Genomic DNA, 26,874 nt, shown 5'->3' with positions numbered 1-26,874 from the left:
GAATCATACCGACCCCCAAGGGCTCAATAAATCCAGCAAGGGCCAAAGCGGCTTGGCGCGTCAACTTCAAGGAAGACTCTATCCATCAGGTCAAGACGGGACAGCTCGGGATAGGGGTCATCGGCAACAATATGTCTTGCTACGAAGCGGCGCGTGGCTTCACCTAGTTGTCTCATACCCAGACTCTAGATCTGTCGGATGCGTGGCAACTGAATGGCGGCTGAACAGCAACTGTATAGAAACTGAATAGCCGGTGCCAGCCTCTTCACCGGCCGCCATCCGCACCTACTTGAACGCAGCCGGTAAGGGTTCAATAAATCCGGTTATGTTCCCCTCCCAGTAAGGCCCCTCAGCATCAGGCAGGGGGGCCTTTGTCATGCCTACAGAAAGGTGCCCCAATGCCCACCCATGTTTACCAGCCGCTGAGGAATCCGCCTTCATGGCGTGACCGGCTTCTTGTGCACCCGATGGACACGACGGTGGCCCTGGTCGCGATCGTGTTCGCGGTCCTGGTGGCCCTGTCCATTCTTGTTCCCGAGTTCATCCCCTCTAAGTCCATGGACAAAATGCCGTGGGCGGTGGTCATTCTTGTCTCGGGGTTCCTCGGTACAGGCGGGTTGCTGGCTTTGATCGGCCTGAACTGGGCAGGTGACAACGTCTCCAAGGGCTGGGCTCTTGAACGGCTCGGATGGTTACTGGCTGCCGGCGGATTCATAACCTATGCCCTATCCGTTTCTTGGCATTACCCCGCATCCGTTTTCTCCTGGGGAGTTCCCCTTTCGCTGGGAGCTGGTGCCGCTTTGCGGTGCTGGTCGATTGTTCTCATTGAGAAAAGTACGCGCCGCACCATTGCCGAAGTGAAGGGTAGGGACCAGTGAGTGAAGCCGGAATCGTCGCAATCATCATTGGTGTGCTGGGCATCCTTGGTGGTGGCGGTTTCTGGACGTACCGACAATCACGTAGTGACGCGCCGGTCCGTCAGCGTGACGCGGATCTAGCTGTTGCAGAGAAGTCCCAGCAGATGGCAATGATCATAGCCGTGGCCGCTCAAGAGAACTCCGACCGTCTGCGGGCTGATATGGACATCGAGCGGGAGGCACGGCAGCAGCTCACCGGCCGCGTCGAGTCATTAGAGACACGTATCAGGGAACAAGACCGCACCATCAGCCATCTGCGACGTGCCCTGCAAATCTTCACCGAAGCATGGGACGATCTCTCCGCACGGTGGGAACACCACCGAGCCCAAGATCATCCGCCCGATCGCCCACGTACAACCGACTAAGCCACCTAACCTGGTGGCTTTTCTTTTGCCCTTTGAAAGGGGAACGGCATGACTCTGAATCTGAACAACCTGGCGGATGTGCTCCGCGCTCGTGGCCTCAAGGTGGTGGAGGTGTCCGGCTGGAAGCCTCGTGGCTATAAAGGCAACAAGCTGGTGGACTTCCGGGGCGTGTTGTGGCACCACACAGCAACCCCTGGTGCCCGCAACCCAGCGAATGGAAACATGCCGACGCTGAACGTCCTCGCCAATGGGCATGAGAACCTTGCCGGGCCACTGTCACAGCTTGGGCTGGGACGTGACGGCACTGTGTACGTGGTTGCCGGTGGGCTCGCAAACCATGCGGGCACTGGCTCGGCGCCGGGGATCCCGGTTAACGCTGGCAACTGGCACATGCTCGGCGTTGAGATGGAATCCAGCGGAACAGCCCCATGGGACTGGACAGCCGCACAATTGGCCGCGGCGCCCAAGCTTGGTGCTGCACTTGAGATGGCGTACATGGCCAGCCTGCCTGCTTCGCAGCGGCTGCAGATGGGTCACTTCGAGTACTCCGATGCTGGCAAGATCGATCCGGCAGGCTGGCCCGGTGGAATGGACGGGCTGCGTAACTCGATCAATGCGCAAATCGCTGCATGGTCAAAGGCTCCGACAAAGCCCGCCCCCACCCCATCCAAACCGGCAACCGCCAAGCCTGCCCCTGCATCATCGTTCGTGGCCACTGTCAACAGGGGTGACACGCTCACGTCTATAGCTACACAGTTCGGCACCACCGTGACAGCCATCCAGGCGCTCAACAAATTACCCAAACCCAACGCCATAGCGGTCGGCCAGAAGCTAAACATTCCTGTTACCAACAAGCCGGCCGTGCCGCAGTACTGCTGGGCTTCCCCGGGCGACACGCTCTCTTCAATTGGTAAGCAGTTCGGGGTGTCGTGGCAGAACATCGCCAAGCTCAACGGCATCCCGGCCCCGTACGTGATTCATCCCCAGCAGAAGATCCGGCTCTGGTGAGGACCAAGCCCAGCATGGTCGTTGCGGTCGGGGTCCTTGTGGCCTCGGCCGCCGCAGCATGGCTTGCTCTTTGGCTGGCCTGTCTCGGCCTTGTGTCCATCGCCGCCTTCATGCTCGATCTATTTTCAAGGAGTCTTTGAATGGAAACTCTCTCCACCGTCATCCTGGCATTACTCACCATCGCCTCCCCACTGGCGATCTCCCGCGCTAAGAATGAGGCATGGACTAAGACTGCCAAGGTTGCCGTTCCGATCCTCGTAGCCGCTACCCTCGCCATTGCGTACCTGTACATCACTGGCAGCATTACCCAGGGCGGAGACGTCATCACGACTATCCTGATGGTCTACGGGGCCCAGCAACTCGCATACACCACTATCATGCGATGGTGGGCCACCATCCTCGAACAACGCGGCCAGCTCACGGACGACGACGGCGGCCCCGATCACCGAGCCTGACCACATAAAAAGCGCCCCACCCTTGACCGGGTGGGGCGCTTTTTTGCTTTTGGGTTGAGCGGAACTTATCGGTACCTACCGGATTAACTGGCGACTTAATGGTTACTTCCCCAAAAAGGGTCCTTCCAATAACACAGCAAAAAGGCCGGAAACCCTTAGGTTTCCGGCCTTGCTTGTGACCCCAGCGGGATTCGAACCCGCGTTACCGCCGAGGTGAGACACCTTACATGCTTTCCGGACCATGGTCACAGGCCATCTTTCAGCAGGAGACGACACCGAGTCCACCCCAAATAGCTGTAAGAATTGAGTATGTACAAAGCGCCCTGGTCAAACGAAAAACTGAAGAAACTCGGTAAGTGCATTCTCAAAGGAGAGGATGCGCCAGCGGCTGTTCCCAGATATGACGATGTGATGGTTTTCTACAACGACGTTGCTGCGGAAACCCAACGCCTGATCGACGGGCTTGACTGGGAGTCTCTGCTGGGTGGCCGACGGTATGAGGTAACTTCCCGGCCGAAGACCATTGACACACTCCGACAGAAACTGCAACGTGATCCCGCCGTTGGCTTGCAAAATATCCAAGACGTAGCTGGCGTCCGGTTCGAAGCAGAGATGACCTTGGACGAACAGGACGCGGTGGTCAATGCCATTGCGGGTCTCTTTGATCATGACCCAACTACATGCGTCAGGGACCTAAGGCTGGAACCGCACAGCGGGTATCGTGCCGTGCACATTTGGCTACGCCTTCCCACCCGTGTTGAGGTGCAGGTGCGGACGCATTTGCAAAGCGCCTGGGCGAATATGTACGAATCGGCGGCAGACGTCTACGGTCGTGATATTAGATACGGTGAACTCCCCCATGACCCGGAATCAAGGGTATTTGTTCAAACTGTCCAGAATTTATCTACGGGCAACATCAGGAGGCTCGAGACCCTCAAAAACACTTTTCCCGCGGGCGAGGAACGGCTCAACCAGCTTAGGGCCGGGTACAAAAATCTCCCCCGCGGGCAGAAGAGGCGGCGGCGTAAGAGCTTTGAGAAAGAAGAGAAGTGGTTCTTGGCGATGATCAAAGACGTTGGGGACATGGAATCAGAACTTGGTACATTGATGCGCAGTACCCAAGAAATGTTTGATAGCATGCGAAGCAACGGGAGGAACTAAAATGCCTGGATTCGTGATTGAGTACAACAGAGCAACGGGTGATCATCAGGTCACCGAGTTCCCTGGGGCTGAGGGCCACCGGGATGCTCTAAAATTTCGGCTTGAGCGGGAGCGGAATCGTCCTAGCGCCCAATGGGAAGTCGTATCACTGAACAGTGATTCGCTGGACACTGTTCATCAGACGCACTCACGGTATTTCACCGGTCGCACGGTCGAGCTTGCCAGCTGCTAGCCAACACAAAGCTACGAATGGTCTCAGAGCAACGGCATTGAGGCCATTCTCTTTTCCATTCGCCTCAGCAGCTTTGCCCCTGCTAAGCTTATTCGCGGTGCTTGCCCTCGTAACTCAGGGGATAGAGTAGCGGCCTTCTAATCCGACAGTCGGGGGTTCGAATCCCTCCGGGGGCACCACATTACGAAGCGGGGCCAGCCTCATGGCTGGCCCCGCTTTTGTGTGTCTGCGGCTAGGCTGCGAGGCGCCGGCCGGAGTGCTCGGGCATCCGTAGAGCAGGCAGCTGTTCAAGGCCATCCCTGATTTGTTCGATGTCGATGCCCATGTACCTAGTGGTGGTGTCCATGTTGGTGTGTCGCATTCCTTTTTGGACAACGAAGGCAGTGACCTGGGCGCGGTTCATTTCTGTGGCGGTGGCGGCGCGGAGGTCGTGGGCTCGGTGGTTGAGGCCGGCTCTTTTGATGGCGTCGCAGAGCAGTGTGGATACTGACCCTCCTAGGATGTGGCCCTCCCCCGCGCCGAAGTGTTTGTTCGCGGCCCGGTTGGGGAACCAGTAGCCGTTGCGGGGCATGGAGAGGAACATCATCCAGGCTGCTGCTGGGACGGGCAGGGTGACTTCCTTGCGACCTTTGCCTAGGGTGGTGATGGTGCGTCTGTCCCAGTTGATGTCGTGGCCGTGGACGCGGGCTATCTCGGAGACTCTGAGGCCGAGGTAGTAGTGAAGCCCGACCATCGTTCTCGTGCTCGCGTAGATCCCTGAGTCTAGGAGTGTTTGAATCTCGTCGATGGTGAAGGGGTTGGGTTCCTTGGTGCGGGTCTTGACCTTGGGGAGCCGGGCTGCGGGGTTGTCCTGCCGTAGGCCTTCGTCTTGTAGCCAGGTGAAGAAGATGTGGAGTGTGGAGCGGTAGTTGACGCGGGTGGCGGTGGCCCAGTCTTTGCTGGCGAGCCAGTGGATGAGTTCTGTCCTGGTGATGGTGTTGAAGTCTCCGAGTTCGCGGGCGAGGCGGCGGAAAAAGATCATGCGTTCTCGGATGCTGCGTTCGGTGAGGTCTTCTGCTTTCATGCAGGCCGCCCAGTAGCTCAGTGTTTTGTCTGTTTGCATGCTGTTACCCCCCAGGGTAATCAGGGCCCCGGTAGTGGGGCGTGCGGGTTTGGTTGCTAATTTATAGCTGAAATCAGAGACCGTTTTTCAGTGATGAACTGGAACTTTTTGACCTGTCCTTTAGGTTAGTGAACAGTGTTCGTGCTGGTTGCTTGTTTTTCTTTTTTCTTTTCTGCTTGTTTCCTTGTTTTGCTGCCACCGCAGAGGGAGTAGAGGGAGTTGGGAGGAGAGACTTCAGCCTGCTTCGCCCCGCTCCGTAACAATTGGTTAGGGAGGGGACTTACAGAACTGAAGTCAGGATCAATGGTCACCGCGTCGGTCGCGTCGGTCATCGGTCGTGTCGTATCAGCACTCTGGGCATTACTCCAGAGCAGTGGCGGCAAATGCGTACGGATCTGGTGAGAGCCCCTTAGAAAGGCTTCACGGTCGGACTTGGCACTTCTTCGCATTCACGTCTTTACTGCACGCTTTATCGCCCCTGCCCGTACGCTCGATAAAGATCTGGCTCTGACCCAGTAAGCAGCCCCAGTGCGGGCTTAGCGTGTTGTGTGGTCACAGTGGACCAGGCGGGGTTGCCTTACCGCCTCGATACGTATGTCGAGGAGGCAATGCAGACATATGGGTAGCCGGAAAGAACGTGGCCAGTTAGACTGGATACGCAATCAGGTGTTTCGCATGGCTGATTGCCTCACCCGGACAGTGTTAGTAGCACTGGCCGGGTTTATGAGTTAAAACGGGTGTGTTAGTTAGTGGCCCACTCGTCCACCGCAGCGGCCCAGTAGTCGAGCGCCTCATTGGCGGCGTCGTTGGCTTCCCAGTACGCATCCCTCAGGACATTCACGACGGCTCGCTGTGCGCCCATTTGCCGGGCAGTAGTGACTTCGGCCTGTGCCTGCTCGGCGGCGTCCTTCGCTGCGCTGTAGGCGGCTTCCAGCGCGTGGCGTTCAGGTGCGGTCATGACGGGCATTTGGTTCCCCAGACGTAGACGTTAGCGGGTTCGCCATGATTGGTGACCACGGGCCCATTGGCTCGGTGGTGGTATGTGGAGCGCGGGAAGGCCCGGCGCAGTCGAGTAAACAGCTGGCGCATCATGCTGCCGCCACCGCCCACTCGTAATCTTCAAAGTCAGGCTCAGCGGGGCGCTGGCCCCAGAGGGGGACAACATTGCCCGCGCCCTCTGAACCCTCTGCCATGTAATCTCTTGGCCGCCGGTTCGAGTCCGGCCCGGGGCACAACGGGCCTCTGACCTGCGGTTATACCTCGCAGGTCAGAGCCATTTGGGGCCAACTCCCCTTTTACTCCCCCAATTCGTCAAAATCTTCTTCAAGTTCCACTCCCCCTTTTCAAAATGACTAGCTCCCCTTTTTCGCTCCAAGACAGGCATTTGCGGCGTCATCCCAGACGATTGCCGGGCCGCTCAGGCGGTCGAAGTACGTATTCGGCTCCGCTGCCGCCGGCCGGTCGACGAAACGCGTAGTTGCCCTGAAGTCCTGAGACTTTAGGGTGTTGCACTTAGGGCATCATCACCGGTCACTTCACTGGACGGGTCATACGGAACGGTGGCGGGCTGGACTTTACAATGACGCAGGGCCGGAGCATGTGAGACCGGTCAAGGACCCTCTTACGGTCGCTTGGTCCAGCTCGAAATCTGGCTTCGTTCACGCTTTGGCGAGCACCGGAAATGCCGCTTGGTGCTCATTAGGTCACCAACTCCTCAGCTCTGGGGCACACCTCGCTCCCGGAAGGCAGTGAACCCGACCGCGACGAGGACCGCTGCGACCGCGGACATCACGATGAGCGCTCCGGTCTGGACCGCGCCCATTGGCGGGTTGCCCACGTGGGTGGTCGGCGAGAGATCTAGCACCCACTGGCTGAACTTCAGACCAGGACCGAGGAACGCGATGAACGTCATCGCAGCATAAGCGGCCCAGGCGATGCCGAACAGCCGCGGATGCATCCCGTAGACCGCCAGAGCCAGCCCAGCGAGCACCAGCTCGGCTGGCAAGTAGGCCAGTCCAGACATCAGCGCTGGGCCGAACTCAGTCATCTCGCCAGTGGACAGCGAAGTCGCCAGGCCCAGAACGAGCGAGGAGCCGAGCACGATCGTGATAAGGCCTCCCAGCAGCACCACTGCGTGCGAAACCAACCAGCGGCGGCGGGAGAGCGTCCCGGAGAGACGGGTCTCCAGTCGGCCGTTGCTCTCCTCGGATCGGAGCGTGCCAATGGTCTGGATGAGGTATCCGGCCGCGATGACGGCCAGATAGAGCTGGGTGGCCGCGACGAAGCCGTCCACGGGCCTGCCTTGGCCGATGCCGAGGGCCAGGCCAAGAGCAGGGTTGCCCGCCATCGCGTCGAGGAACTGGTGAGACAGGGCACCCATCATCCCGGCAAGCAGCACGCCCCCGGTCAACCAGCCAACGATGGCAGGCCGGTGGATCCAGAGCGCGAACCCGATCGGGCTGCGCAACCACCTGGTGGCATGGTCAGGGCCGGCACCGCCCCGGGCCAGGGCGCTTCCCAGATCGCGGCGGTCGGCCAGCCACGTCGCCGCGGCGGCCAAGGAAAGGCCGACCACGAGGGGGATGGCCAAGACCCACCAACGCTGGTCGCCGAACGGCGCCGCCTTTTCCGTCCAGCCCAGAGGGGAGAGCCAGCTCACCCAAGTCTTGGTCACGTCACCTATGCCGCGCAGGGCGTAGGACACAGCGAGGAGGATCAGACTCCAGGTGTAAACTCCTCGGGTGTGCGGGGTGAATTGGGCCAGCAGTGCCGCCAAACCAGCGAAGACAAAAGCAAGAGCACCCAGAGAGAGGGCGTAGAGGACCGCGCCGGCTAGCGGGACGCCGAAGACCGCCAGCCCGACGGCAAACAGCACTGCAGAGGCGGCGATCGTGACGGTCGTCGTCAGGATCGCCGCCACCAGGGGCTGGTGGCGGGCAATACGGCCACCGAGCAGCAGTTCAAGCCTGCCCGACTCCTCTTCACCTCGTGTCGCCCTGGCCACCAAGCTAATACCGAGCAGCGGCATCAAGAAGGCGACCATGAAGCCGAACTCATCCTGTATCACCCCGCCGAGGGAGTCGATGCCCTCCACCTTCCCGTTGATCGCGACCAGGGCGCTGCCGGTGGTGACGGCCGAGGCGTAGGTGTGGATCTTGGCAGCGGTGTCGTAGAGCGCAGCAACTCCGGCTGCGGTGCCGACCATGCCCGCGACCAGCGCCAAAACCCACAACACGGCGGTGCGCCGCTGAAGGCGGGCGGCGATGCGCAGCATTGTTCCCAAACCACGCGGGCGGTCGTTAGCGGCCAGGTGCCTTCCGTTCACGGCGCGGCCTCCGTAACGTTCTCTTCGTCAGCGCTCTCGTCGGGATCCAGGGTCTCGCCGTAGCTCTGCAGGAACAGGGCGCCGAGACTGGGAGGAGTGACCGTGAGCGTGTGGATGCCCGCCGCGTGTAGCCGTCCGATGGCCGCGTCGAGATGGTCGGGATCGATGGTGAACCGGGAGTCCGTGAGCTCGTCGAGCCGCTCGCGCTGCGGGTCCGCGAGGCCCTCGATATCGGTCAGCGCTCCGGGGTCGGCCACGGTGACGGCGTGAACGGCAGTCAGGGCGTGCCGGCGCAAGTCCGCAAGTGTGCCGCAGGTGACGGTGCGCCCGCGCCGGATGATGCTCACCCGGTCCGCTAGGGCCTCCACCTCGCCCATGATGTGACTGGACAGCAGCACGGTCACGCCGTGCTCACGCCGGTCGCGAACGCACTGTTGGAACGCCTGTTCCATGAGCGGGTCGAGACCCGAGGTAGGCTCATCGAGCACCAACAGCTCGGCGTCGGCCGCCAGTGCCGCGATGAGGGCCACTTTCTGGTGGTTGCCCTTGGAGTAGTCCCGGACCCTCTTGGTGGGATCAAGCTGGAACTGCTCCACGAGGTCGGCACGACGGCGTTCGTCGACGGAGCCATGGGTGGAGCCCAGCACGTCGAGGCACTGGCCCCCAGTCAGCCCCGGCCAGAGGGCGACGTCGCCAGCGACGTAGGCCAGCCGGCGGTGCAGCCGCGGTGCGTCGTGCCAAGGGTCGCCGCCGAACAGCTCGGCGTGGCCCGAGGTGGCCCTCATGAGTCCAAGCAGGACACGGATCGTGGTGGACTTGCCCGCACCGTTGGGCCCGAGGAAGCCGTGCACCTCACCTGGAAGAACCGCTAGGTCCAGGCCGTCAAGGGCGCGGACCCGCCCGAAGTGCTTGGTGAGCCCCTCGAGGCAGATTACTGGGGTGGTATCGGTCATGACGGGGGCTCCTTCGAAGGTGGCGGGAACGCGCCGTTGGCATAGACAGCGGCAGCGGTTCTGGTCCACCGTTCGATACCCGCAGGCGCCAGCGGGTCCTCGCCGATCGCGGTGGCGATCTGGTCACGCAGCAGGATCACGGCGAGGTCGTTGACCAGCAGAAACGCCGCTTGGACGGCCGGGTCCTCGCCGGGTGCTGCGGCCCCCAGCTCAACCATGGCGTCCAACACCCGCCGGGTGACGGCGTACCACCGGCCAAAGATCGCAGCCCCCGCCGGGTCGTTGGTCAGCAGCAGGCGGCGCAAGTATGCCGGCAGAGGGGACCCGGGCGGGAAAGCCCGGGCGAATGCCTCCGCGACCGAGGTCGTAGTTTCGCCGCTGGCGAGCACCTGGGCAAGATCCTCAGCCCCAAATTCGGCGAAGACCGCATCGAAGGACTCCGTCGCGTGTGCGTCCACGGCGGCCCGTAAACCGTCCTTGCTGCCGAAATGGTGCACCACGAGACCCGGCGACACCCCCGCGCCGGTAGCGATCTCACGAACCGTCACCGCATCGTGCCCGCGCTCTGCGAACATCCGCAGCGCGGCGTTACGGATGTTCGAGCGGGCGGTCAGATCACGTGCATCCGGCATTAAACTCATATTCAATATACTAAACGCTTGTTTTGTCATTGACAAGAGGTGCTGTCGAGGAAACCTGTGACGGGACCCGTGGGACAGTCACAGCTCGCGCCGACGTAGGCGCAATCGACCTCAATTCCGCTTCTCGGATCAGGTCGAAATACGGCCCGTTGAGCGTTCCACCTAAGGGGGCATGGAGAGACGACTGTGGCCGTGTTTTGATGAAGCATGAGGTCTTCCAGAAAGACCGTGTACGCGACATTAGGAACCGTGCTCACTCTCGCAGGACTAGCCGGCGGTTTTGTAATGTTTTTACAACCCTGGAGGAGCTGCCCTGAGATTGACGACAGTTCTGCGGGCTGCCCAGCCACCGGAAGTGATCAAGGACTCCTTGGTGTTGCTGTTCTTGTTCTGATGGTTGGGATCGTACTTCTGGCCATCTCTATTTCCATTAGACGAGAGCAGATTCCGTCCGATGCTGCCGGACCCTTTGGAAAATTCATCTAGAGTCCGAGGAAGACCAGTCCCCGCAATTCAGTGGCGCTCTTCTGCCTACTTTGCACTGTTCCGCAGCGCGTTCGGCAAGTTCAAGCGGTCATCGCATCAGTGAGGGTTTCTAGTCTCTGATTAGGCATACCTTGCTCGTGGTGTTCGGCCGCGCCGGCTCTGGCGGTCTGCTCACATTGATGGGTGACTCACCCTACCCCGGCATGGCAACGTCGGCGAGGATCACACCACGGAAAAGCACCCAGGGCATACCCGACACGCTGAGACAACACCAATGATGAGAAATGTCCTTCCCCATAGTTATGCCGGTGCCACCTGGCAGTAATGGTGAAGATACCGCGCCGCGTTGATGCTCCTGTAGTTATGACCTCGCCACGGAATGTCGGAAAAATAATCTGTAGATCCACGACCCGAGACACCAATGGGTTGTGGTGAGCATTAGTCCCCCTAGAGCGACTGCTCCCCCGAGGAGGATTCCCAACGTTGATAGCCCGTAGTGGAAGGACAAGGCCGAGCCCGTCAGCAGCACGGTGGACAGCAAGTACGAGAACCGTCGTGGCGTCGGCGTCGGAGGAAGCGCTGGCCCATGAAATAGACGTCGGACGCCCAAATTGTAAACCAGATCAAGAATCATTCCGCGAGGAAACAGTGCTCCGCTAAGTGGGACGATTGCCCCTATCCCAAGAAAAGTGGGCGACTGCAAAGCCAATCCGACGATAATTAGGACGGTGCCCACTCCAGGCGAGAATCTCAGGGGCCACGCATAGCAAGACTTGGCGTCCTCATCAAGATTCCCAAATCCTTGCTTATCTAGATTGTTCTTCGTGAATTCATTGATCATTTTTGGTTTCCTCATCATGGTTGAAAAACGACGTGGTTCCGTCGTTAATGTCTATACTGCGTGCGACGGTGTTCCTAGCGTTCGAGACGTAATTCATCTGATGGGCACCTCAAACCTCCTTCCCTGGTCCGTCAGTGCCTCCGTTGCAGGACGCATTCGCAGAAGTATCCGGCGTCAGGTATTCGCAGCGTACGGTACGGATTGAAGGGGGCGCGGACCACAACGGGTAATGGCCAGGTCGCGGCCGCTGCCCAGGGCGTGAAGCGGTGGCGGTCTGCCGGGCCGCTTCCGGCTACCGACCGGTGAGGGATCCATATGTTCCGGCAATGAATACACCGAGGCTGAGGAGCACGAGGCTGACGATCATCATCCAAGACTTCTCGATTCGAGCCGCCTTCACCGTTGTCCTTCCTTGATCGGCGGGACTTTCTTTGGATACCCTGCTGAGACCCGGCACGGCATTGTGGCGCGCGTTCGCGGGCCCGTTACCGTTAGCGCTGAGAGCAACACCGGCAAGGGCTAAACCCGCAGCGATCGGAACTGGTTTTCCATCGGGGTGAATCGTCATCATTCCGTGTTTGAGGCCTGCTGAGACAAGCCACCAGTTCAACGGGTAGGTCACGGCGAACCCGAGTGTGAGGGACATGGAGAAGATAAACCAGAATTGGGAATGGGTTGGGGTTGCCAGCATCCCGGCTGCTTGGCGCCACGGGACGCTCAAGGCGATCATTCCCCCCATCAGTCCGTTCATCGAGACGAACTCGGGCAGAAACGTCATTCGAAGGCTGAGAGCGTAGTTGCCCCCCGCCATGCCCCGCATGAAGAGTGCTTGGAAAATTGTCCAGCCGAAGAGGAAACCAAGTCCGTATTCGCCTAGGACGTCAACCCACGCCGGCAGCCGAAGCGGTGCGAGGACGGCGGCGGCGACCAGAATGCCGATCCCGTCTCCGGCGACGCAGTGCATGGTGGATCCGACAACCTGACGCCATCGTGCACGGACATAGTCGGCGTGAAGACCGGGCAAGGGTTCTCGGCATGAGAGGACATAAAGCACCAGCCCGATGGGGCCTGTGAAAAGGACGACGACGACGAATCCCCACTTCAGTACTGGCGATTCGGGTGTTCGAAGAATGTCTATCGCAACAAAGACCACCGAGGCAGCCACTTCTACGAACCAGAGCACCATAATCCCATCAAGCACCGTGTTCACTCCTTCATCTTCCCGAGGCCATGTCAGTGGCTCGAAGCCTCCATCGCCGACCCACCCCCATGAGGCCAATAGAGTCATGGTTCGGAGGGGAGATGGTTACTGGATGACCATCACCGCCTGCGATGGAAGCCTTCGACACTCTGCGTCAGTCGCTAGTGCAGTGGTGGCCCGTGACCCGTTGTTCGATGCTGGAGTCGTCTATTTGCGCCTGAGCAGTTTGCTGACTATGGGGAAGGGATTGGTCTCCGGCGGCGGTGGAAGGGTCCTGCGGCGGGCGTTTTCAAGCGCAATCGTCACTCGTCCTGCGAGGATGAGGGCGATCACGAAAATGAGTGAGCTAAACCCAAAACTGAGACCAGCAAGGGGGCCTGGCGGCGCTGTGACAGCTGCGGTGATTGCTCCGGCTGTCACGACCATAATCGCGATCAGAAACACGAGCCAGCGGTACGCACGACCGCTCTGGGATCGACCGCTCCGGAAGGCCATCACATGCCCAAGTGGTTCTTGGCTGGCGTCAGGATCATGATGATACTCAGAGCAATGAGGGCAACCAGAAGCACGGAGGCAAGCGTTATGGCCACGGGTCGCTGCCGCCAGTGTCGTTTCTTGTTACGGTCGATGAATGGCAACGCCGCCAAGATGAGGAAGAATGCCCCTTCCCCCCACGCGATGGCGGGCAGTCCGAACCAGTTTTCCAGCGTGAATGGCCACCAGAACATCCACAGCGGTCGGGTAATTTCAATCCCGGCCACCGGAGACGAGCCGATGGATGGGGGAAGAAGCACTGCGAGGATACCGAGAATACCGGTTAGAGCAATTCCGAAGGCGACCAGGCGGCGAAGGTGTCGTGTGAACGGCTGCGTGGGCTCGGCGGCGGCGGCCTACTCGATGAGATCTCCAACCGGCAAGCTGGGGTGAGGGGACATATGGTGACGTTTGACAAGAAGGAAATGCAAGATGACGAGCACCAGAATGATTCCGGGAATAATCACAACGTGGGCACCATAGAGCCGTAGCAGGATGGGGATCTGGCCGGAGAAGTTGGGCGAGAACCAGAACCCCAGGCCGCCCAGCAGGTTGCCGATTTCGATGTTGTGACCGAGAGCTTCGAACCCTTCCTGATCCCATTTCAAGACCGTCCCGGTAAAGATAGCGAAAGTCACCAGCGCGAACATCGCAACCCCAACGAGCCAGTTCCCTTCACGAGGTTTCTTATAGGAACCGGTAAAAAAGACGCGGATGAGGTGGAGGAGAGCACTGACATACATCGCCTGCGCCGCCCAGAAATGAACCCCTCGGACTAAACCGCCCCAGTCGTTTGACTGGACGTCACGAATTGACTGATTCGCCAATTCCGGCACGGGAGCGTAGAACTGGGCGAGCACAATTCCGCTTACGATGAGCAGCACAAAGCTTATGGCGGTAATCCCACCGAGGGTCCACGCGAACCGGTTGGCGTGCTCGGGCACAGGGTAGGCCAATGCGGAGATTCCCATGCGCTCATCGATTGCGCCCCAGGCCTTTCGGATCCACGTGCGAGGTTCCGGGGTTGCCGAAACGGGGGCTGAGTCGGCGAATTCAGAAGGCATCTTTGTCACGTCCAGTCGATTCACGATGCGAAGATTGATGACGGAGGCCCTTAGCTCCGAGGATGTCGCGACGCAAATCCCGCATGCCCTCAGACGGACGAAACCGTATTGCGAGAATGGTGCCACCGATGGCGACAAGGACCGAGAGCGCAAGGAAGACCCAAGCTGTGACCGTGAGTGTCGCCGGCGGAACAAACGGGGCCACCACGATCGTGGTTCCCGTCTCTTCCCCCACCGCCGGCTTCAGGGCCGCTATCGCTTCTTTGATGGATCCTTGAAGAAGGGCTCGGCCAGAGTTGGTATCTCCATTCATGAGGTCCGCTTTGGCCTGTTTGACTTCTGCGACAGCCACCCCGTCCTGATCTTTAGCCGCGAGGGCGTCATTCACCTTCGTCAACGCCTGGGCGGTGCCAGCTGGGGAGGGGTCGGTGACTAGGTAGCTGAGCGCCTGCTGCACCATGACGTAACCCTCGGTGGGGGATTGTCCGCCGTGCGCCCATGCGGGCTGGCCGACCATAGTGAGACTCAAGAAAACCACAAGAATACCTACGAGACTGCGTCGTCCATAGGGGCGAATGTGGTCAGAGACGGTAGGCAAGAAGTGCACTGTCCGATTCATGAAGCCATCCCCGCTCACGTATTGATACGCCGACATAAACGCATCTAATAAATATATGGTCTAAGAGGGACAGTTTTTAGGGTCATAGGTCCCTTTTTTCATGCTGGACCCAAGCCTTGCATGACCGCAACGCTCTCGCGCACCCGGTGCTTGACGGCTCGCTGTTTAGTCGAGGCTTTCGGTAGCGGGCATGGGTCGATCCGGTAGCGCGCGTAGGCGGATCGGATAGCACCTTGGCCGTGGGCCGCGGCATTGGTTTTAGCTGGGGTGGTTGCCCCTTCTGATCTGGTGTGGGTGTGGCGGTGCCACCAGGGCCTCAACCTGCCAATATGGGCATCCTCGCACCAGCAAGGACACGATGTGTCGGCAGCCAGCCTATACAGCCGATTCCCCTCACCGTCCACGGCCCCAATCTCGCGGACGAAAGCAATCTCCAGCCGGCGCGACCAAAAGCGCTATCCGATCCGCCCGCGGGCGCTACCGGATCGACCCACACGTGCTACCGAAAGCCTCGTCTATACAGCTCGCAGCCTTGGCCTGGTTAAGAAGATCGCTGAAGAAGCATAACGATGAGCTACCCACACACCATCACCGTCGGGCTGTCCTACGGAGAAGCCGTCACCCGAAACACGGTATGCCCGTTCGGAGCCTGGTTTCGGGTGATCTGGTTGATGCTGGCGGCAGCTGAACTCATGGACAGGTGGGTGAAGTGGGAGGTGTAGGCAAGGAATCGGTGTAGTTATACCTCTTCGATCACTGCCTTTTCCCATCAAGGAAACCTAGGCAAGGTGTGGTGCGCACCCATCGACAGTTTTTAGGTCGCTTCGGGAACTCCTGGTCCGGCCTATCTCATCGGCGCCAGGAGATCACGGTGAAGGTCTAGGACCTAGCAGTGAGGATGCTGCAGGGACAAAGCCAAGTGTCCACCGGAGACGCAACGCGGAGAGAACCCAACCGACCAGCAGGTCGTGAACCATCCGGTACGGCTGATAGGAACGACCAGCGCACGTGTCTGCCTGGAATTTGGCCTGACCCCCGGGATACAAGCCTTCATGCCGACCGCGGCTATCGAGATTGTATCCCGGGGTTTGGTCATCCAGGTTCGGTAAGACAGTCCTGCCCTGTCACTTGTTGATCTGAGAGGGTATTGTCGCCGGACCTGTCATTCCACGGCCAAGCGGCTCGGGCTCTGTGCCTTTTCGCTGCTGAGTAGTCAGGCTCAGCTCACCGGGCGTGTGGCGCGGTGGTAGGTAAAGAGCACGGCCACGGCCAGTGCAACGAACCATCCCAACCCGACTAGGAGCGGTACGACTTCGTCGAAACTCCGGGTAAACGCCTCATCGATGAGGACCTGCGATCCACCGTATCCGGGCAGTAAACGAGACCAAAAGACCGGCTCCGACTGCAACATCGGATTCTGGACAATGCCGATATCCAGGAACGCGATGAGGAAGGCGATAAACACTCCGCTGACGGATCCGAAGATCGGCCCAAGAAGCGCCCCGATGAGCCCGTAAGTCAGCGCGATGAGTATGTTGGCGCCGGCATAACCTGCCCACTGGACCGGGCTGAAGACCAGCGCGCTGGTGGCTAGGGCCACCCCGGTCGCGACGAGCGCGGAAACGGTCAGGACCCCCAGCCGTGCGGACAACAGTGCGCTGGTTCGCATTCCAGCCAGAGCCGCCCTCCGGTCGCCATCCCGACTCTGCAGCACGCCGAAAAGGCCAATGAGCGCCGCGAGTGACGCGACAGCTACGGGCGCCATCGTTGCTCCGTGCAGATCGATAAGAGACAGTGTGCGGGTGATGCTCGCGCCGTTCTCAGGCAGGACAATCGAGATGGGTTTATCCGGTGTGATGACATAGACGCCGAGGATGAACACCACAGGCACAATCACGAGAAGAGCCCACAGGGTGGGATTGCGTCGAGTGTCCCACCAAGCGGCCCGCAGCGCGGCGGAGGTTTGGGAACGGAACGATCCCGCTTCTGGCAGACGAATGTGCCCGTGGCCAGTGCGGGTCCGGGCGACGATGAGGGCCCAAGCTGCGCCAACCGCGGATACCGTCCAGACCAGGGCCCAGCCGAGATCACCAATGGGACCGCCTAGGCCCGAGGGCAGGTCAATCATCCACAAGGTGACGTAGTGAGTCGGCAAAAGCCGGGTCGCGACGTTGTCGGTGGCACCCATCGCCGGGCCAAAGAACACATCCACGATCCACACGAACAAAACGATGACGCTGCCGTTGAGCGGATTGCGCACCACCACCCCGACCGCGGCACCGATGGCGACATAGATTCCAGCGAACATGAGGGTCCCGGCGAAGGCCCGCCAAGGGTCATCGACCCCGGTACGGACAATGAGGGCGAGCAAAGCTGCCGTGGCCGCCAACACGGCGAGGCATCCGCCGGTGACCAGACGGGCGAGGGAGAGCCGCGCAGCGGGGAGGCCAGCGATGACCACTCTTCGATCGGTGCCGCGCGTCGCGGCCATTTGAAAATACATGGCGACACCAGCAATGAATCCGGCAGCCCACCCGGCGGTCGCCAACTCGACCGCCGGGCCCGCTGGGCCGCCAAACAACTTTGCAAAGGACGCCAGTTGACCGCTCGCGCAGATCACGAAGACTATGGGCACAACAACAAGTAAGAGTAGGTTGACCGGATTGCGCACGAAGTCGTTCAGGAAACGTTGGACAAACACCAAGGTCGTCATCGGGCGACCACGCCTCCATCACGGATGTCGAGAATACGGTCGAAACGGTCCTCGTCAACCACAATATGGCTGATGATCAGTACCGTCCGTCCGGCCGCGCGGCGCCCCGCGACGAGAATCCAGAATTTCTGGTACGTATCCCAATCGAAACCGGCCGAGGGTTCATCCAGGAGGAGCACATCAGGGTCCGCGAGCAGAGCGAGACCGAGGTTGAGCTTGGCCAGTGTTCCTCCGGATAGCTGATCGGCACGAGTGCGCGCGTATCGTTTGAATCCCAGCTCTTCGTAAATCGACTCTCGTGATACTGCCATTGCCTGTCCGGTCATTCCGCAAGCCCTAGCGAACAGGTCGAAATGCTCGTCGCAGGTCAAGCGCTCGTAGACCAGTGGCGCCTGCGGGCAATAGCCCAGCCGACCGCTCCGGGAAATTGTTCCCTGATCAGCTCGCATCTCACCGACCAGGATTTTCATCAGAGTCGATTTACCGGAGCCATTCTCGCCTGTAAGGCCCACGACCTCCCCACGATGCAGAGCCAGATCGACACCAGAGAGAACATCGCGGGTCTGGCCGAAGGGCCACGGACCTCGGTGATACGACTTCGTGATACCCGAAGCCTGGAGCACCGGATCATCACCCCGTCGGGCGTTCTGAACCCTTCCGCCGTGCTGAACGTGGTCGCCGTGTCCGTGGCCCATTTTTCACCCGTTTCTTCCTCTGATGCTAAGCGCCGCGCCAAACGGGGGCAAGCACGCACGTCCGATCGTCAGGTGGGACTGACTTGTCGTTGGTGGGCATCAGCTTCGCCGCCAGTATCCTCGTTTTTGTAGCTTCGCTCACTCTCGCTGGCAGAATCACCATCGCTCTTGAGATGTACCGTCGAGTCAAGTGCCCACCCATAGCGGTCTACAACTTGTTTCCCCGTCCTCAGCAAATCCTTTTGGTGTAAGCCTCGCCCCGGGCAACACCCCCAATCCGAAAGTGTGGGTCACCTGAAGCCTTCGGGAGTCTGATGCCGTCTTCTTTCTGCTGAAAGGATTCAATTCATGCCTCAGTGGTTCCTGATCAGGTGACGGTGAGCTGGGTGTACATGCCGGCGGCGTAATGGCCGGGGAGATTGCAGAGCAACTCATACCGGCCCGGTTTCAAAGTGATACTCACCCAGCTTGCGCCTCCGGGCACGATACCCTGGCCAGCGCCTTCAGCGCAGGTGTTGGAGGCCTCCCCCAGGGTGCCTGTTTCCTCGATCTTCGCGTCACCGCCGATCGGGCGTGTGCCCACAAGCTGAGATTCAGGAAGGGGAAGAACGACCATTTCGTGGGTGATGCTCCCCCGGTTCGTCACGAGGAAGGACACAGCCCCGTGTGCAACGGTGGCCTGGTCTGCTTGCAAGCCCATGGCGCCTCCAGACATCGGTCCGCCACCGCCGCCCATCATGGGCCCGCCCATGTTCGTCAGGGTGACGTTCACTACCGTTCCAGAAAGACTCGGCACCGTGCATGCCCGCCCTGGTGATCCCGGCCCGCCCACGGTGAACCCGCCTCCCAGCGCGCCTATCGTCACCAGGGACAACCCGGCGAGAAGCAACGTTGCCAGAATCCCAAGGATCACCCATGCACGGGACGACCACGCTCCAACGGCCGTCATTCCGGTCGCCGAAGAGCGGCATGGCGGGCGAGGTATTCGCTTTCATCGATCTCCCCGCGGGCGAAACGATCGTGCAGGATACGCTCGGCCTCATAGTGTGAGGGGCGCATGTCGGGCGTTCCCTGGCCGGGGTGCGGGCGTCGAAGAAGGACCACGAGGACGGCGACCACCCCGCCCCAGAACAAAACCATCAGCACTGCCATTGCAATCCAGCCAGTCATTCCCCAACTGTCGCCACCGTATCCGTACATGGTCAAACCTCCGTTTACTTGAAAGATAGCGCGCCTCCCGCTGGGGAAATAGGGCCATAGGTCCCTTTCAAGCGAGCTGACCTGCCCGGGGCGTGCCGCACTTCCAATGGGGCCCGTTAAGATGCGCACAGGCCCGTCCATGCCCGGTCACCCTGGTTGATCTTTCAAAACATTCCTCACCACAAATGCCCCAGCAGGTGGACACTTTACATAGAACGTGAAGGAGGATTTGCATGTTCATCCTGGAAGCACTCGGCCATGCCCTGGCCATCGCGGGTTCAATGGCATGGCAGATCCTCTGGCCACTCGTGCTCGGATTCACCCTGTCAGGGGTGATTCAAGCGATCGTTCGTAAGGAACGAATCGTTGCCCTCATGCATGATGACTCTCCCCGTTCCCTCTCGATCGCAGCTGGCCTCGGCGCTGCGTCCTCGTCGTGCTCCTACGCGGCCGTCGCACTCGCGCGTGCGTTGATTCGCAAGGGCGCCAATTTCACTGCCGCGATGGCGTTCGAGATCGCCTCCACGAACCTGGTGCTCGAGCTCGGGCTCATTCTGGCGTTCGTGATGGGCTGGCAGTTCACCCTGGCTGAGTTCGTCGGCGGCCCGTTCATCATCGTGTTCGTCGCCCTCGGATTCCGGATGTGGATGCGAGGGAAGATCGTGGAGGCCGCCCGGAACCAAGCCGAGAAGGGCTTGGCCGGCTCCATGGAGGGCCACGCAGCGATGGACATGTCCATCACTGCAGAAGGTAGCTTCTGGAAGAGGCTGTTCTCCCGCGCTGGCATCACGTCAGTCTCGCGGTACTTCGTGATGGATTGGGCGGCCGTGCTCCGGGACATCCTGATCGGTTTGCTCATTGCAGGAGCGTTTGCAGCGTGGGTGCCCAAACCCTGGCTGCAAGCGATCTTCTTCGTCCATGACCCAGCCCTGGCGTTCATCCTCGGTCCCCTGATCGGACCGCTCATCGCGGTGGTCAGCTTTGTCTGCTCGGTAGGAAACGTGCCCCTGGCCGCAGTCCTGTGGAATGGCGGGATCAGCTTCGGAGGCGTCATCAGCTTCATTTTCGCTGACCTGATCATCATCCCGATCATCCTCATCTACCGGAAGTACTACGGCACGAAAGCGGCACTACGCATCACCGCGATCTTCTACGCGGCCATGGTGCTCGCCGGGTATATTGTCGAGCTGATCTTCACCCCCCTCCATCTGGTCCCTACCAACCGGCACCTCTCCATCATCGACGCCGGCATCAGCTGGAACTACACCACCTGGCTGAACATCACCTTCATCCTCATTGGGCTGGCTTTGCTCGTGGTATTCTTCCGCACCGGCTCCGGCAGCATGCTCAAAATGATGGGCGGCTCACCCGACTCCGGACACGATCACACCGGAGAGGACCACTCCAACGACGGCCACCCCATGGACCACCACCCCAGCCACCAAAACCACGCCCCTCGAACCACGGGCCCGCCTGGCCCGGATCAATCGTGATCGCCACACTTTCGGGCATGGTGGCCAGCCTTTTCGCTGTCTTCAATCTCTACACCATGCTCCATGAGATGGGACAGGTTCCGAGGTTGAAGGGAAATAAGAACACCAGTCATTGTTCATTGTCGCTGGCATGGCCATCGTCATAGTGCCTTCGTAGACCTATCCCAGATTGCCGTGCTGGGAGCCGTATTCTCCCTGGTAAGGGACATCGGGATCCACTGGGGAATAATCCGGTATGTGCTCAGCGAGGTCCACGCCAAAAGATGGATCCCCTGGGTCGCGATCGCGCTCGACGTCACCGCGCTGGTTCCATTCCTCGTACTCTCAGAGCATACTCGGATTCGTTCACCGTGGTCATCACCGCCACGGTGGCCACGGTCAGCGTCGTCACGCAGCGGCTGGTTATGCGCCCCGTGACCAAGCCAGCACCGACACTCCCCAGACTCCGGATCAACGACACAGCTATGAGATGGACGAGTGCAACTCCACCACCTCCTGGGTCGGAGCCACAGCATTTGCCAGCGAGGAGTACTGAGAGGCCATTGGCCATGATCTATCCAGGACCTCAGCAGAACGGTAGACCGAAAATTCGTCATCGCGCCATACCAAAAGACCCCGTACCCCGGCTCATTGTGCCAACCTCGCAAAGACTTTGCACCGTCAAACCCACGGACCGGCTGCCATGCCCTCATCCCTCCCCATTCCTGTCTGCGTATGTAGGGGACAGTCACACAAAAAGCCTCCTATCACCTTGACCAATATACCCCTAGGGGGTATATTGGGTTTGTTGTCAGTGAAGTAGTTTGTCTCGGCTGAGAAGCATTCCAGCCGCCACTGCCGTTCAACCCCAACACATTATTCATTCTCGTGCGAAGGAATCAACTGACATGTGTGGAACCGATACCCGCAAAGATCTCAACCTGACCCCCACTGCTGATACCGGCTGTACGTGCTGCTCTTCCGACCCAACAGCCGTAGTGTCAGGTCCTGCAGTTCCGAGCGAAGCTGCCGGGACGATTTACGGCTTGGAGGGCCTGACATGCGGGCATTGCGTGAAAACCGTCGAAAGGGTCATCTCAGCCGTACCGGGAGTGGAATCGGCCACCGTTGAACTGGTGACTGTCGGCATCTCTACACTGTCCGTCATCGGTGGGGCCAGCCGGGAATCGGTGCAGACCGCCGTCGAAAACGCCGGCTATTCCTTAACCCGAAACTAACCCCCTGCCGATTGTTTCCGCACTGCCGAGCTAGGAGTGAGATGGACAAGCACAACAACCCCACTGGCCATTAAACGACCAATACTGAACCGGAACTGGGCATGACCAATGGCCACTCCGGCACAAGTCCCTCCATGATGGATCACTCCTCGATGGAACATGCCGGCATGGATCATGATGACCATGCCGTGCACAGTGAGGGCCAACATGCCGGGCATAGCACTGCCATGTTCAAGAACCGCTTCTGGCTGACCTTAATTCTGTCCATCCCTGTCGTGTTCTTCAGCCCCATGTTTGGGCACCTCCTTGGCTACACGGTGCCCCAGTTCCCGGGTTCGAGGTGGATCCCGCCATTGTTGGGCACCGTGATCTTCTTCTACGGCGGCCAGCCGTTCCTCAAGGGTGGGTGGCAGGAAATCAAGTCCCGCCAGCCGGCCATGATGCTGCTGATCTCCATGGCCATCACGGTGGCGTTCATTGCGTCCTGGGTGACGAGCCTTGGCATTGGCGGCTTCGACTTGGACTTTTGGTGGGAACTGGCCCTGCTGGTGGCCATCATGCTGCTGGGGCACTGGATCGAAATGCGGGCATTGGGCTCGGCCCGAGGTGCCCTTGACGCCCTCGCCGCGCTATTGCCCGACGAGGCCGAACGGGTATCCGACAGCGGCACTGAAACCATCAGCATCGCAGAACTGAACCCCGGCGACATTGTTCTGGTCCGCCCCGGAGCCCGGTTGCCGGCCGACGGCGAAATCACCGACGGGACCGCGGAAGTGGACGAGTCCATGATCACCGGCGAATCCAAGACCATCCCCAGAACGGTCGGGGACCCCGTGGTGGCAGGCACCGTTGCAACCGATAATTCCCTGCGGGTAAAAGTGACCGCCGTCGGCGATGACACAGCGTTGGCCGGAATCCAGCGGCTGGTGGCCCAGGCACAATCCTCCACGTCCCGGGCCCAAGCCCTGGCCGACCGCGCCGCAGCGTTCTTGTTCTACTTCGCCGCCGGGTCCGGCGTCATCACCTTCATCGTTTGGTCACTGCTGGGCAGCATTCCCGATGCCGTGACCCGCACGGTGACAGTGCTCGTCATTGCCTGCCCCCACGCCCTGGGCCTTGCAATTCCATTGGTCATTGCCATCTCCACGGAGCGTGCAGCCCGCGCCGGTGTGTTGATCAAGGACAGGATGGCACTGGAGCGGATGCGCACCATCGACGTCGTCCTCTTCGACAAGACCGGAACCCTGACCAATGGCGAGCCTGCCCTGACCGACGTTGCGGCCGTTGAAGGACTGAGCACGGATGAATTGCTGGCACTGGCCGCCGCTGTGGAATCCGACAGTGAACACCCCGTGGCCCGCGCCATAATTGCAGCCGCGAACAAGACCGACGCACCAGCCATGGTAGCCACCGGTTTCCAGTCGTGACCGGCCGCGGGGTCCAGGCCACCATTGACGGTGCCACTGTTGCCGTCGGCGGTCCGGCAATGCTGAAGGAACTTGCCCTGGCCGAACCGGAGCGGATCAAGACCGCAACAACGCGGTGGATGGATCGGGGGGCCTCGATTCTGCACGTCATCAAAGATGGTGCCGTGATCGGTGCTCTCGCACTGGAAGATGAAGTCCGTGAGGAATCCCGCCAGGCCGTCCATGCCCTGCAATCCCGCGGCATCAAGGTTGCCATGATCACCGGTGACGCCCAGCAGGTTGCCGACACCGGGCCGCGGAGCTGGGCATCGATGAGGTCTTTGCCGAAGTCCTGCCCCAAGACAAGGACCAGAAAGTGACTGAACTCCAAGGCCGCGGCATGAAGGTGGCCATGGTCGGTGACGGCGTCAATGACGCACCCGCCCTGGCCAGAGCAGAAGTTGGCATCGCGATTGGCGCCGGAACGGACGTCGCCATGGAATCGGCCGGGGTGATCTTGGCCGGCAGTGACCCTCGTGCCGTACTTTCCGCCGTGGACCTCTCCAAAGCCAGCTACCGCAAGATGTGGCAAAACCTGATCTGGGCCACCGGCTACAACATCATCTCCGTCCCACTGGCTGCCGGAGTGCTCGCCGGCGTCGGCTTCGTGCTCTCACCAGCGGCCGGGGCTGTGCTCATGTCCTTGTCCACCATCGTTGTGGCCCTGAACGCCCAACTGCTGCGCCGTCTCAAGCTCAACCCTGCCGAAGTGAGCTAATCCCCCGACCACCGGAACCACCCAGTACGCTCCGGTACACTACACAACGACCGTCACTGCCAAGCCAGCAGAAAGGATCCCGCCATGAACGCGTCAAGCACGCTGCGACTGCGGGGATCGTTGCTGCGTTGGGTGGGCCTAATCACGCTGGCGGCCGCTATTGTGGGCGGCCTTCTGGGCATGCACGTCATCGGCAGCGCACAGGCTGCGCCGATGGCGTCCGTGCACATCAGCACCGCTGCTGCCGACGTGGCTGGGGCTCCTGCTCGTGCACACCCCGCAGCATCACTAACCATGTCAGTCGCCGACCATGACGAAGTTGCGGCGGTGGCCTCCCCCCACGGAAACATGAATGTGTGTGGGTGTTCACCCTTAGGATGTGAGATGCCCATGGCCAGCCACGGAGCTTGCATACCCTCCGCCGGGGCGGCTACACCAGCGGCCCCGCAACCGGGTCTCGTGCCCGACCCTGCCGCCGGGCCCACCGTATCGGGCCATGAGGGATACAAACGTGTAGGGCGCATCCCTGACCCTCCTTCCTTAACTCAACTCTCCATCAGCCGGACGTAAAACGTTCGATTCTGACCTGTCACCGTGTGACGGGTCCTCGTTAACGCACCCCGCCGAGGGGTGACGTCCATCTGTAGTGAAAATTTTGAGTTGAGGACTGTTTACTGTGAAAAAAATTCTAACCGCTTCCGCCGCCGCACTAGCCGCCGTTATTGCTCTGTCCGGTTGTTCCACCAGCCCCGATGCAGGCTCTATGGAAGGCATGGACCATGGCAGCTCGGCCATGTCCACCGCGCAACCCCCCGCTATCGGCGCTGATCACAATGCAGCAGATACGATGTTCGCCCAAATGATGCTGCCCCATCACTCCCAGGCAGTGGAGATGAGCGACATCATGCTGGCAAAGCCCGACATGGACGCAAAAATCATCGCCCTGGCCAAGGAGATCAAGGCTGCCCAGGCCCCGGAGATCAGCACTATGACCAACTACCTGAGCGCCTGGGGCGAGTCGACCACCATGACGGGAGATCACGCCATGGCGGGCATGATGACCAGCGCGGACCTGGACAAGCTCAAGGCCGCCCAAGGAACCGAGGCCGCCAAATTGTTCCTGACCCAGATGACCGCCCATCACGAGGGTGCCCTAGAGATGGCTAAATCTGAGGTCGCAGACGGAAAGAACACGGAAGCCGTCACGCTGGCGAAATCGATTGTTTCCAGCCAAGAAGCTGAAATCAAGGAAATGAAAGCGTTGTTGGCAACTCTCTAGCCAGCACCCACTGAACCATCGGTGGCGGCCCGGTCCAGTTCTGGCCGCCACCGGCCATCTTGCCCCTTTCTTCCCTCTTGGAGATCTCAGTGACCCCCCGCAACATCTTTCTCCGCAAGAACACTCGTTTCTCGATTGCCGGTGCGACCCTTGCCCTTCCGCTGGCATTGGCTGGTTGCACATCAGCAACCACATCAGCCCCGGAAACGACACCCGCAACGGCACCGGCAGCCACCTCGCAACATGTCCATGGGATATACGTGGACCAGGTGTCCTCGAAGGTCCTGCTCGCAACCCACGAGGGCCTCTACGATGCCACCAGCAAAACCCCCGTCAAGGTCAGCACCGACACCATTGACCTGATGGGATTCACGCCCACAGCCGATCCTGAAGTGTTCTATGGCTCCGGACACCCCGGACCCGGATCAGCACTGCCGAACCCAGTCGGGCTCATCCGCTCCACGGACGCCGGCAAAACATGGGAGCGCCTCTCTCGCCAGGGTAAATCAGACTTCCATGCTCTCAGCGCCACCGATCATGGCTTGGTCGCCTTTGACGGGAAGTTGAGCACCAGTGCCGATGGCATCACATGGGAGAAATCATCGGCTAGCTTCAGCCCTGCCGTTTTGGCTGGAAATCCAGCCACCTCGGTGGTTCTGGCCACCACGCAGCAGGGATTGCAACGCTCCATCAACAGTGGAAAGACTTGGGGCGCTGTCCCAGACGCCCCGTTGATGCAGTTCGTGGCCTTTGCACCTTCGCCTGAGAAGGCCCCCACCGACGCCGTAGGGATTGCCCCGGATGGCAGCGTCCACATCTCCACCGACGCGGGCCTGACATGGACACCCACCGGGAGGGTTGAAAGCGAAGTTCAGGCCTTGACCGCCCTGGCAGGGGACAGTTGCAAGCCGGCAATCTGGGTGTCCACGGCCACAGGCGTCCAAAGCTCTTCCGACGGCGGGGCCACGTTTGGCCCGGCTACGCCCTAACACCGTGGACGTCGGGGAATTCTTCGCCATCAACGTCACCGACAATCGAAGCTGCGATTCAGCCGCCAAACGGAGTCAACAATCACACGCTTGGGGATGCGACACTTACCACTGCAAAAAAGTGCACCATTTAGCGTTGAAAACAACACATATGCAAAGCAGCAGGTTGAGTGGCTGATGTGTCCGGTGGCGGACCGGCG

General features: G+C 60.3%; 26 protein-coding genes, 1 tRNA gene and 1 pseudogene. 13 read left to right on the top strand and 15 right to left on the bottom strand.

Annotation, left to right across the window (positions count from 1 at the left end; genetic code table 11):
* Positions 1-23: 23 nt before the first annotated feature.
* Positions 24-176 carry a hypothetical protein gene (locus RY113_RS03710; protein WP_315913571.1) on the bottom strand — a complete coding sequence of 51 codons (153 nt, stop codon included), beginning with the start codon at positions 174-176 and terminating at the stop codon, positions 24-26.
* Positions 177-398: 222 nt separating this feature from the next.
* Here RY113_RS03710 and RY113_RS03705 point away from each other — a divergent pair, with 222 nt between their 5' ends.
* From RY113_RS03705 to RY113_RS03680, 6 genes are all read left to right on the top strand, one after another.
* Positions 399-878 (top strand): hypothetical protein, encoded by a 480-nt coding sequence (locus RY113_RS03705; RefSeq protein WP_315913570.1) that lies wholly within the window; start codon positions 399-401, stop codon positions 876-878.
* Entirely contained in the window at positions 875-1,282 is a 408-nt protein-coding gene (locus RY113_RS03700) for a hypothetical protein (protein ID WP_315913569.1), read from the top strand. Before RY113_RS03705 ends, RY113_RS03700 begins: the two co-directional genes overlap by 4 nt.
* A 48-nt stretch (positions 1,283-1,330) precedes the next feature.
* On the top strand, positions 1,331-2,290 hold the full coding sequence (locus RY113_RS03695) for a LysM peptidoglycan-binding domain-containing protein (RefSeq protein ID WP_315913568.1): 960 nt from the start codon (positions 1,331-1,333) through the stop codon (positions 2,288-2,290).
* 140 nt (positions 2,291-2,430) lie between these two features.
* Positions 2,431-2,745, top strand: coding sequence for a hypothetical protein (locus RY113_RS03690; protein WP_315913567.1), 315 nt, complete (start codon positions 2,431-2,433; stop codon positions 2,743-2,745).
* Positions 2,746-3,054: 309 nt separating this feature from the next.
* Complete coding sequence (locus RY113_RS03685; RefSeq protein ID WP_315913566.1) at positions 3,055-3,906, top strand: hypothetical protein; 852 nt, start codon at positions 3,055-3,057, stop codon at positions 3,904-3,906.
* 335 nt (positions 3,907-4,241) lie between these two features.
* Positions 4,242-4,317, top strand: a tRNA-Arg gene (locus RY113_RS03680).
* Positions 4,318-4,370: 53 nt separating this feature from the next.
* Here the strand turns inward: RY113_RS03680 and RY113_RS03675 are convergent.
* The 10 genes from RY113_RS03675 to RY113_RS03635 form a co-directional block, all read right to left on the bottom strand.
* The gene (locus RY113_RS03675; protein WP_315913565.1) at positions 4,371-5,240 is read right to left on the bottom strand and encodes a tyrosine-type recombinase/integrase; all 870 of its coding nucleotides are present in this window, start codon (positions 5,238-5,240) and stop codon (positions 4,371-4,373) included.
* 742 nt (positions 5,241-5,982) lie between these two features.
* On the bottom strand, positions 5,983-6,198 hold the full coding sequence (locus RY113_RS03670; protein ID WP_315913564.1) for a hypothetical protein: 216 nt from the start codon (positions 6,196-6,198) through the stop codon (positions 5,983-5,985).
* A 756-nt stretch (positions 6,199-6,954) separates the two neighbouring features.
* Positions 6,955-8,514 carry a hypothetical protein gene (locus RY113_RS03665; protein ID WP_315913563.1) on the bottom strand — a complete coding sequence of 520 codons (1,560 nt, stop codon included), beginning with the start codon at positions 8,512-8,514 and terminating at the stop codon, positions 6,955-6,957.
* Positions 8,515-8,561: 47 nt separating this feature from the next.
* Positions 8,562-9,518 carry an ABC transporter ATP-binding protein gene (locus tag RY113_RS03660; protein ID WP_315913562.1) on the bottom strand — a complete coding sequence of 319 codons (957 nt, stop codon included), beginning with the start codon at positions 9,516-9,518 and terminating at the stop codon, positions 8,562-8,564.
* The gene (locus tag RY113_RS03655) at positions 9,515-10,159 is read right to left on the bottom strand and encodes a helix-turn-helix domain-containing protein (protein ID WP_315913561.1); all 645 of its coding nucleotides are present in this window, start codon (positions 10,157-10,159) and stop codon (positions 9,515-9,517) included. The genes RY113_RS03660 and RY113_RS03655 overlap by 4 nt, the downstream gene beginning before the upstream one ends.
* Positions 10,160-11,006: 847 nt before the next feature.
* Positions 11,007-11,486 (bottom strand): DUF4395 family protein, encoded by a 480-nt coding sequence (locus RY113_RS18485; protein WP_396334208.1) that lies wholly within the window; start codon positions 11,484-11,486, stop codon positions 11,007-11,009.
* A gap of 292 nt (positions 11,487-11,778) precedes the next feature.
* The gene (locus RY113_RS03650; RefSeq protein WP_315913560.1) at positions 11,779-12,687 is read right to left on the bottom strand and encodes a DUF4396 domain-containing protein; all 909 of its coding nucleotides are present in this window, start codon (positions 12,685-12,687) and stop codon (positions 11,779-11,781) included.
* Between the two features lie 494 nt (positions 12,688-13,181).
* Positions 13,182-13,481, bottom strand: a complete 300-nt coding sequence (locus RY113_RS03645) for a hypothetical protein (RefSeq protein ID WP_315913559.1) — start codon at positions 13,479-13,481, stop codon at positions 13,182-13,184.
* A 96-nt stretch (positions 13,482-13,577) separates the two neighbouring features.
* Complete coding sequence (locus tag RY113_RS03640) at positions 13,578-14,309, bottom strand: cytochrome b N-terminal domain-containing protein (RefSeq protein WP_315913558.1); 732 nt, start codon at positions 14,307-14,309, stop codon at positions 13,578-13,580.
* Positions 14,275-14,904: a hypothetical protein gene (locus tag RY113_RS03635; RefSeq protein WP_315913557.1), complete on the bottom strand. Its 630-nt coding sequence runs from the start codon at positions 14,902-14,904 to the stop codon at positions 14,275-14,277. The genes RY113_RS03640 and RY113_RS03635 overlap by 35 nt, the downstream gene beginning before the upstream one ends.
* 569 nt (positions 14,905-15,473) lie before the next feature.
* Between RY113_RS03635 and RY113_RS03630 the strand changes: the two genes are divergently transcribed.
* Entirely contained in the window at positions 15,474-15,626 is a 153-nt protein-coding gene (locus tag RY113_RS03630; protein ID WP_315913556.1) for a hypothetical protein, read from the top strand.
* Between the two features lie 497 nt (positions 15,627-16,123).
* Here the strand turns inward: RY113_RS03630 and RY113_RS03625 are convergent, their stop codons facing one another.
* The 4 genes from RY113_RS03625 to RY113_RS03610 form a co-directional block, all read right to left on the bottom strand.
* Positions 16,124-17,617 (bottom strand): ABC transporter permease, encoded by a 1,494-nt coding sequence (locus tag RY113_RS03625; RefSeq protein ID WP_315913555.1) that lies wholly within the window; start codon positions 17,615-17,617, stop codon positions 16,124-16,126.
* Positions 17,614-18,312, bottom strand: a complete 699-nt coding sequence (locus tag RY113_RS03620) for an ABC transporter ATP-binding protein (RefSeq protein WP_315913554.1) — start codon at positions 18,310-18,312, stop codon at positions 17,614-17,616. The genes RY113_RS03625 and RY113_RS03620 overlap by 4 nt, the downstream gene beginning before the upstream one ends.
* A 367-nt stretch (positions 18,313-18,679) precedes the next feature.
* Complete coding sequence (locus RY113_RS03615) at positions 18,680-19,225, bottom strand: sulfocyanin-like copper-binding protein (protein WP_315913553.1); 546 nt, start codon at positions 19,223-19,225, stop codon at positions 18,680-18,682.
* Between the two features lie 32 nt (positions 19,226-19,257).
* Positions 19,258-19,482 carry an SHOCT domain-containing protein gene (locus tag RY113_RS03610; RefSeq protein WP_315913552.1) on the bottom strand — a complete coding sequence of 75 codons (225 nt, stop codon included), beginning with the start codon at positions 19,480-19,482 and terminating at the stop codon, positions 19,258-19,260.
* A 263-nt stretch (positions 19,483-19,745) separates the two neighbouring features.
* Between RY113_RS03610 and RY113_RS03605 the strand changes: the two genes are divergently transcribed.
* The 6 genes and pseudogenes from RY113_RS03605 (at position 19,746) to RY113_RS03580 (ending at position 26,674) form a co-directional block, all read left to right on the top strand.
* A complete protein-coding gene (locus RY113_RS03605) occupies positions 19,746-21,005 on the top strand; it encodes a permease (RefSeq protein WP_315913551.1) in 1,260 nt (419 codons plus the stop codon).
* Between the two features lie 887 nt (positions 21,006-21,892).
* Positions 21,893-22,222: a heavy metal-associated domain-containing protein gene (locus tag RY113_RS03600; RefSeq protein WP_315913550.1), complete on the top strand. Its 330-nt coding sequence runs from the start codon at positions 21,893-21,895 to the stop codon at positions 22,220-22,222.
* A gap of 134 nt (positions 22,223-22,356) precedes the next feature.
* Positions 22,357-24,406, top strand: a pseudogene (locus tag RY113_RS03595) (copper-translocating P-type ATPase).
* An 84-nt stretch (positions 24,407-24,490) separates the two neighbouring features.
* Positions 24,491-24,976, top strand: a complete 486-nt coding sequence (locus RY113_RS03590) for a hypothetical protein (protein WP_315913549.1) — start codon at positions 24,491-24,493, stop codon at positions 24,974-24,976.
* A gap of 106 nt (positions 24,977-25,082) precedes the next feature.
* Positions 25,083-25,685, top strand: a complete 603-nt coding sequence (locus RY113_RS03585) for a DUF305 domain-containing protein (RefSeq protein ID WP_315913548.1) — start codon at positions 25,083-25,085, stop codon at positions 25,683-25,685.
* A gap of 89 nt (positions 25,686-25,774) precedes the next feature.
* Positions 25,775-26,674, top strand: a complete 900-nt coding sequence (locus RY113_RS03580; protein WP_315913547.1) for a F510_1955 family glycosylhydrolase — start codon at positions 25,775-25,777, stop codon at positions 26,672-26,674.
* Positions 26,675-26,874: the final 200 nt, after the last annotated feature.

Source organism: Arthrobacter sp. lap29 (assembly GCF_032458965.1).
Classification (GTDB): Bacteria; Actinomycetota; Actinomycetes; order Actinomycetales; family Micrococcaceae; genus Specibacter; species Specibacter psychrochitiniphilus.
The sequence above is the reverse complement of the archived record's forward strand: the minus strand, read 5'-3'. Positions and strand labels throughout refer to the sequence as shown.

Coding starts and splice junctions, on each gene's coding strand:
- RY113_RS03685 (WP_315913566.1), top strand. CDS start 3,055: ATGTACAAAGCGCCCTGGTCAAACGAAAAACTGAAGAAACTCGGTAAG.
- RY113_RS03610 (WP_315913552.1), bottom strand. CDS start 19,482: ATGACTGGCTGGATTGCAATGGCAGTGCTGATGGTTTTGTTCTGGGGC.
- RY113_RS03655 (WP_315913561.1), bottom strand. CDS start 10,159: ATGAGTTTAATGCCGGATGCACGTGATCTGACCGCCCGCTCGAACATC.
- RY113_RS03630 (WP_315913556.1), top strand. CDS start 15,474: ATGAGCTACCCACACACCATCACCGTCGGGCTGTCCTACGGAGAAGCC.
- RY113_RS03620 (WP_315913554.1), bottom strand. CDS start 18,312: ATGGGCCACGGACACGGCGACCACGTTCAGCACGGCGGAAGGGTTCAG.
- RY113_RS03635 (WP_315913557.1), bottom strand. CDS start 14,904: ATGAATCGGACAGTGCACTTCTTGCCTACCGTCTCTGACCACATTCGC.
- RY113_RS03675 (WP_315913565.1), bottom strand. CDS start 5,240: ATGCAAACAGACAAAACACTGAGCTACTGGGCGGCCTGCATGAAAGCA.
- RY113_RS03665 (WP_315913563.1), bottom strand. CDS start 8,514: ATGCTGCGCATCGCCGCCCGCCTTCAGCGGCGCACCGCCGTGTTGTGG.
- RY113_RS03625 (WP_315913555.1), bottom strand. CDS start 17,617: ATGACGACCTTGGTGTTTGTCCAACGTTTCCTGAACGACTTCGTGCGC.
- RY113_RS03600 (WP_315913550.1), top strand. CDS start 21,893: ATGTGTGGAACCGATACCCGCAAAGATCTCAACCTGACCCCCACTGCT.
- RY113_RS03670 (WP_315913564.1), bottom strand. CDS start 6,198: ATGACCGCACCTGAACGCCACGCGCTGGAAGCCGCCTACAGCGCAGCG.
- RY113_RS03660 (WP_315913562.1), bottom strand. CDS start 9,518: ATGACCGATACCACCCCAGTAATCTGCCTCGAGGGGCTCACCAAGCAC.
- RY113_RS03590 (WP_315913549.1), top strand. CDS start 24,491: ATGAACGCGTCAAGCACGCTGCGACTGCGGGGATCGTTGCTGCGTTGG.
- RY113_RS18485 (WP_396334208.1), bottom strand. CDS start 11,486: ATGATCAATGAATTCACGAAGAACAATCTAGATAAGCAAGGATTTGGG.
- RY113_RS03605 (WP_315913551.1), top strand. CDS start 19,746: ATGTTCATCCTGGAAGCACTCGGCCATGCCCTGGCCATCGCGGGTTCA.
- RY113_RS03710 (WP_315913571.1), bottom strand. CDS start 176: ATGAGACAACTAGGTGAAGCCACGCGCCGCTTCGTAGCAAGACATATT.
- RY113_RS03690 (WP_315913567.1), top strand. CDS start 2,431: ATGGAAACTCTCTCCACCGTCATCCTGGCATTACTCACCATCGCCTCC.
- RY113_RS03705 (WP_315913570.1), top strand. CDS start 399: ATGCCCACCCATGTTTACCAGCCGCTGAGGAATCCGCCTTCATGGCGT.
- RY113_RS03695 (WP_315913568.1), top strand. CDS start 1,331: ATGACTCTGAATCTGAACAACCTGGCGGATGTGCTCCGCGCTCGTGGC.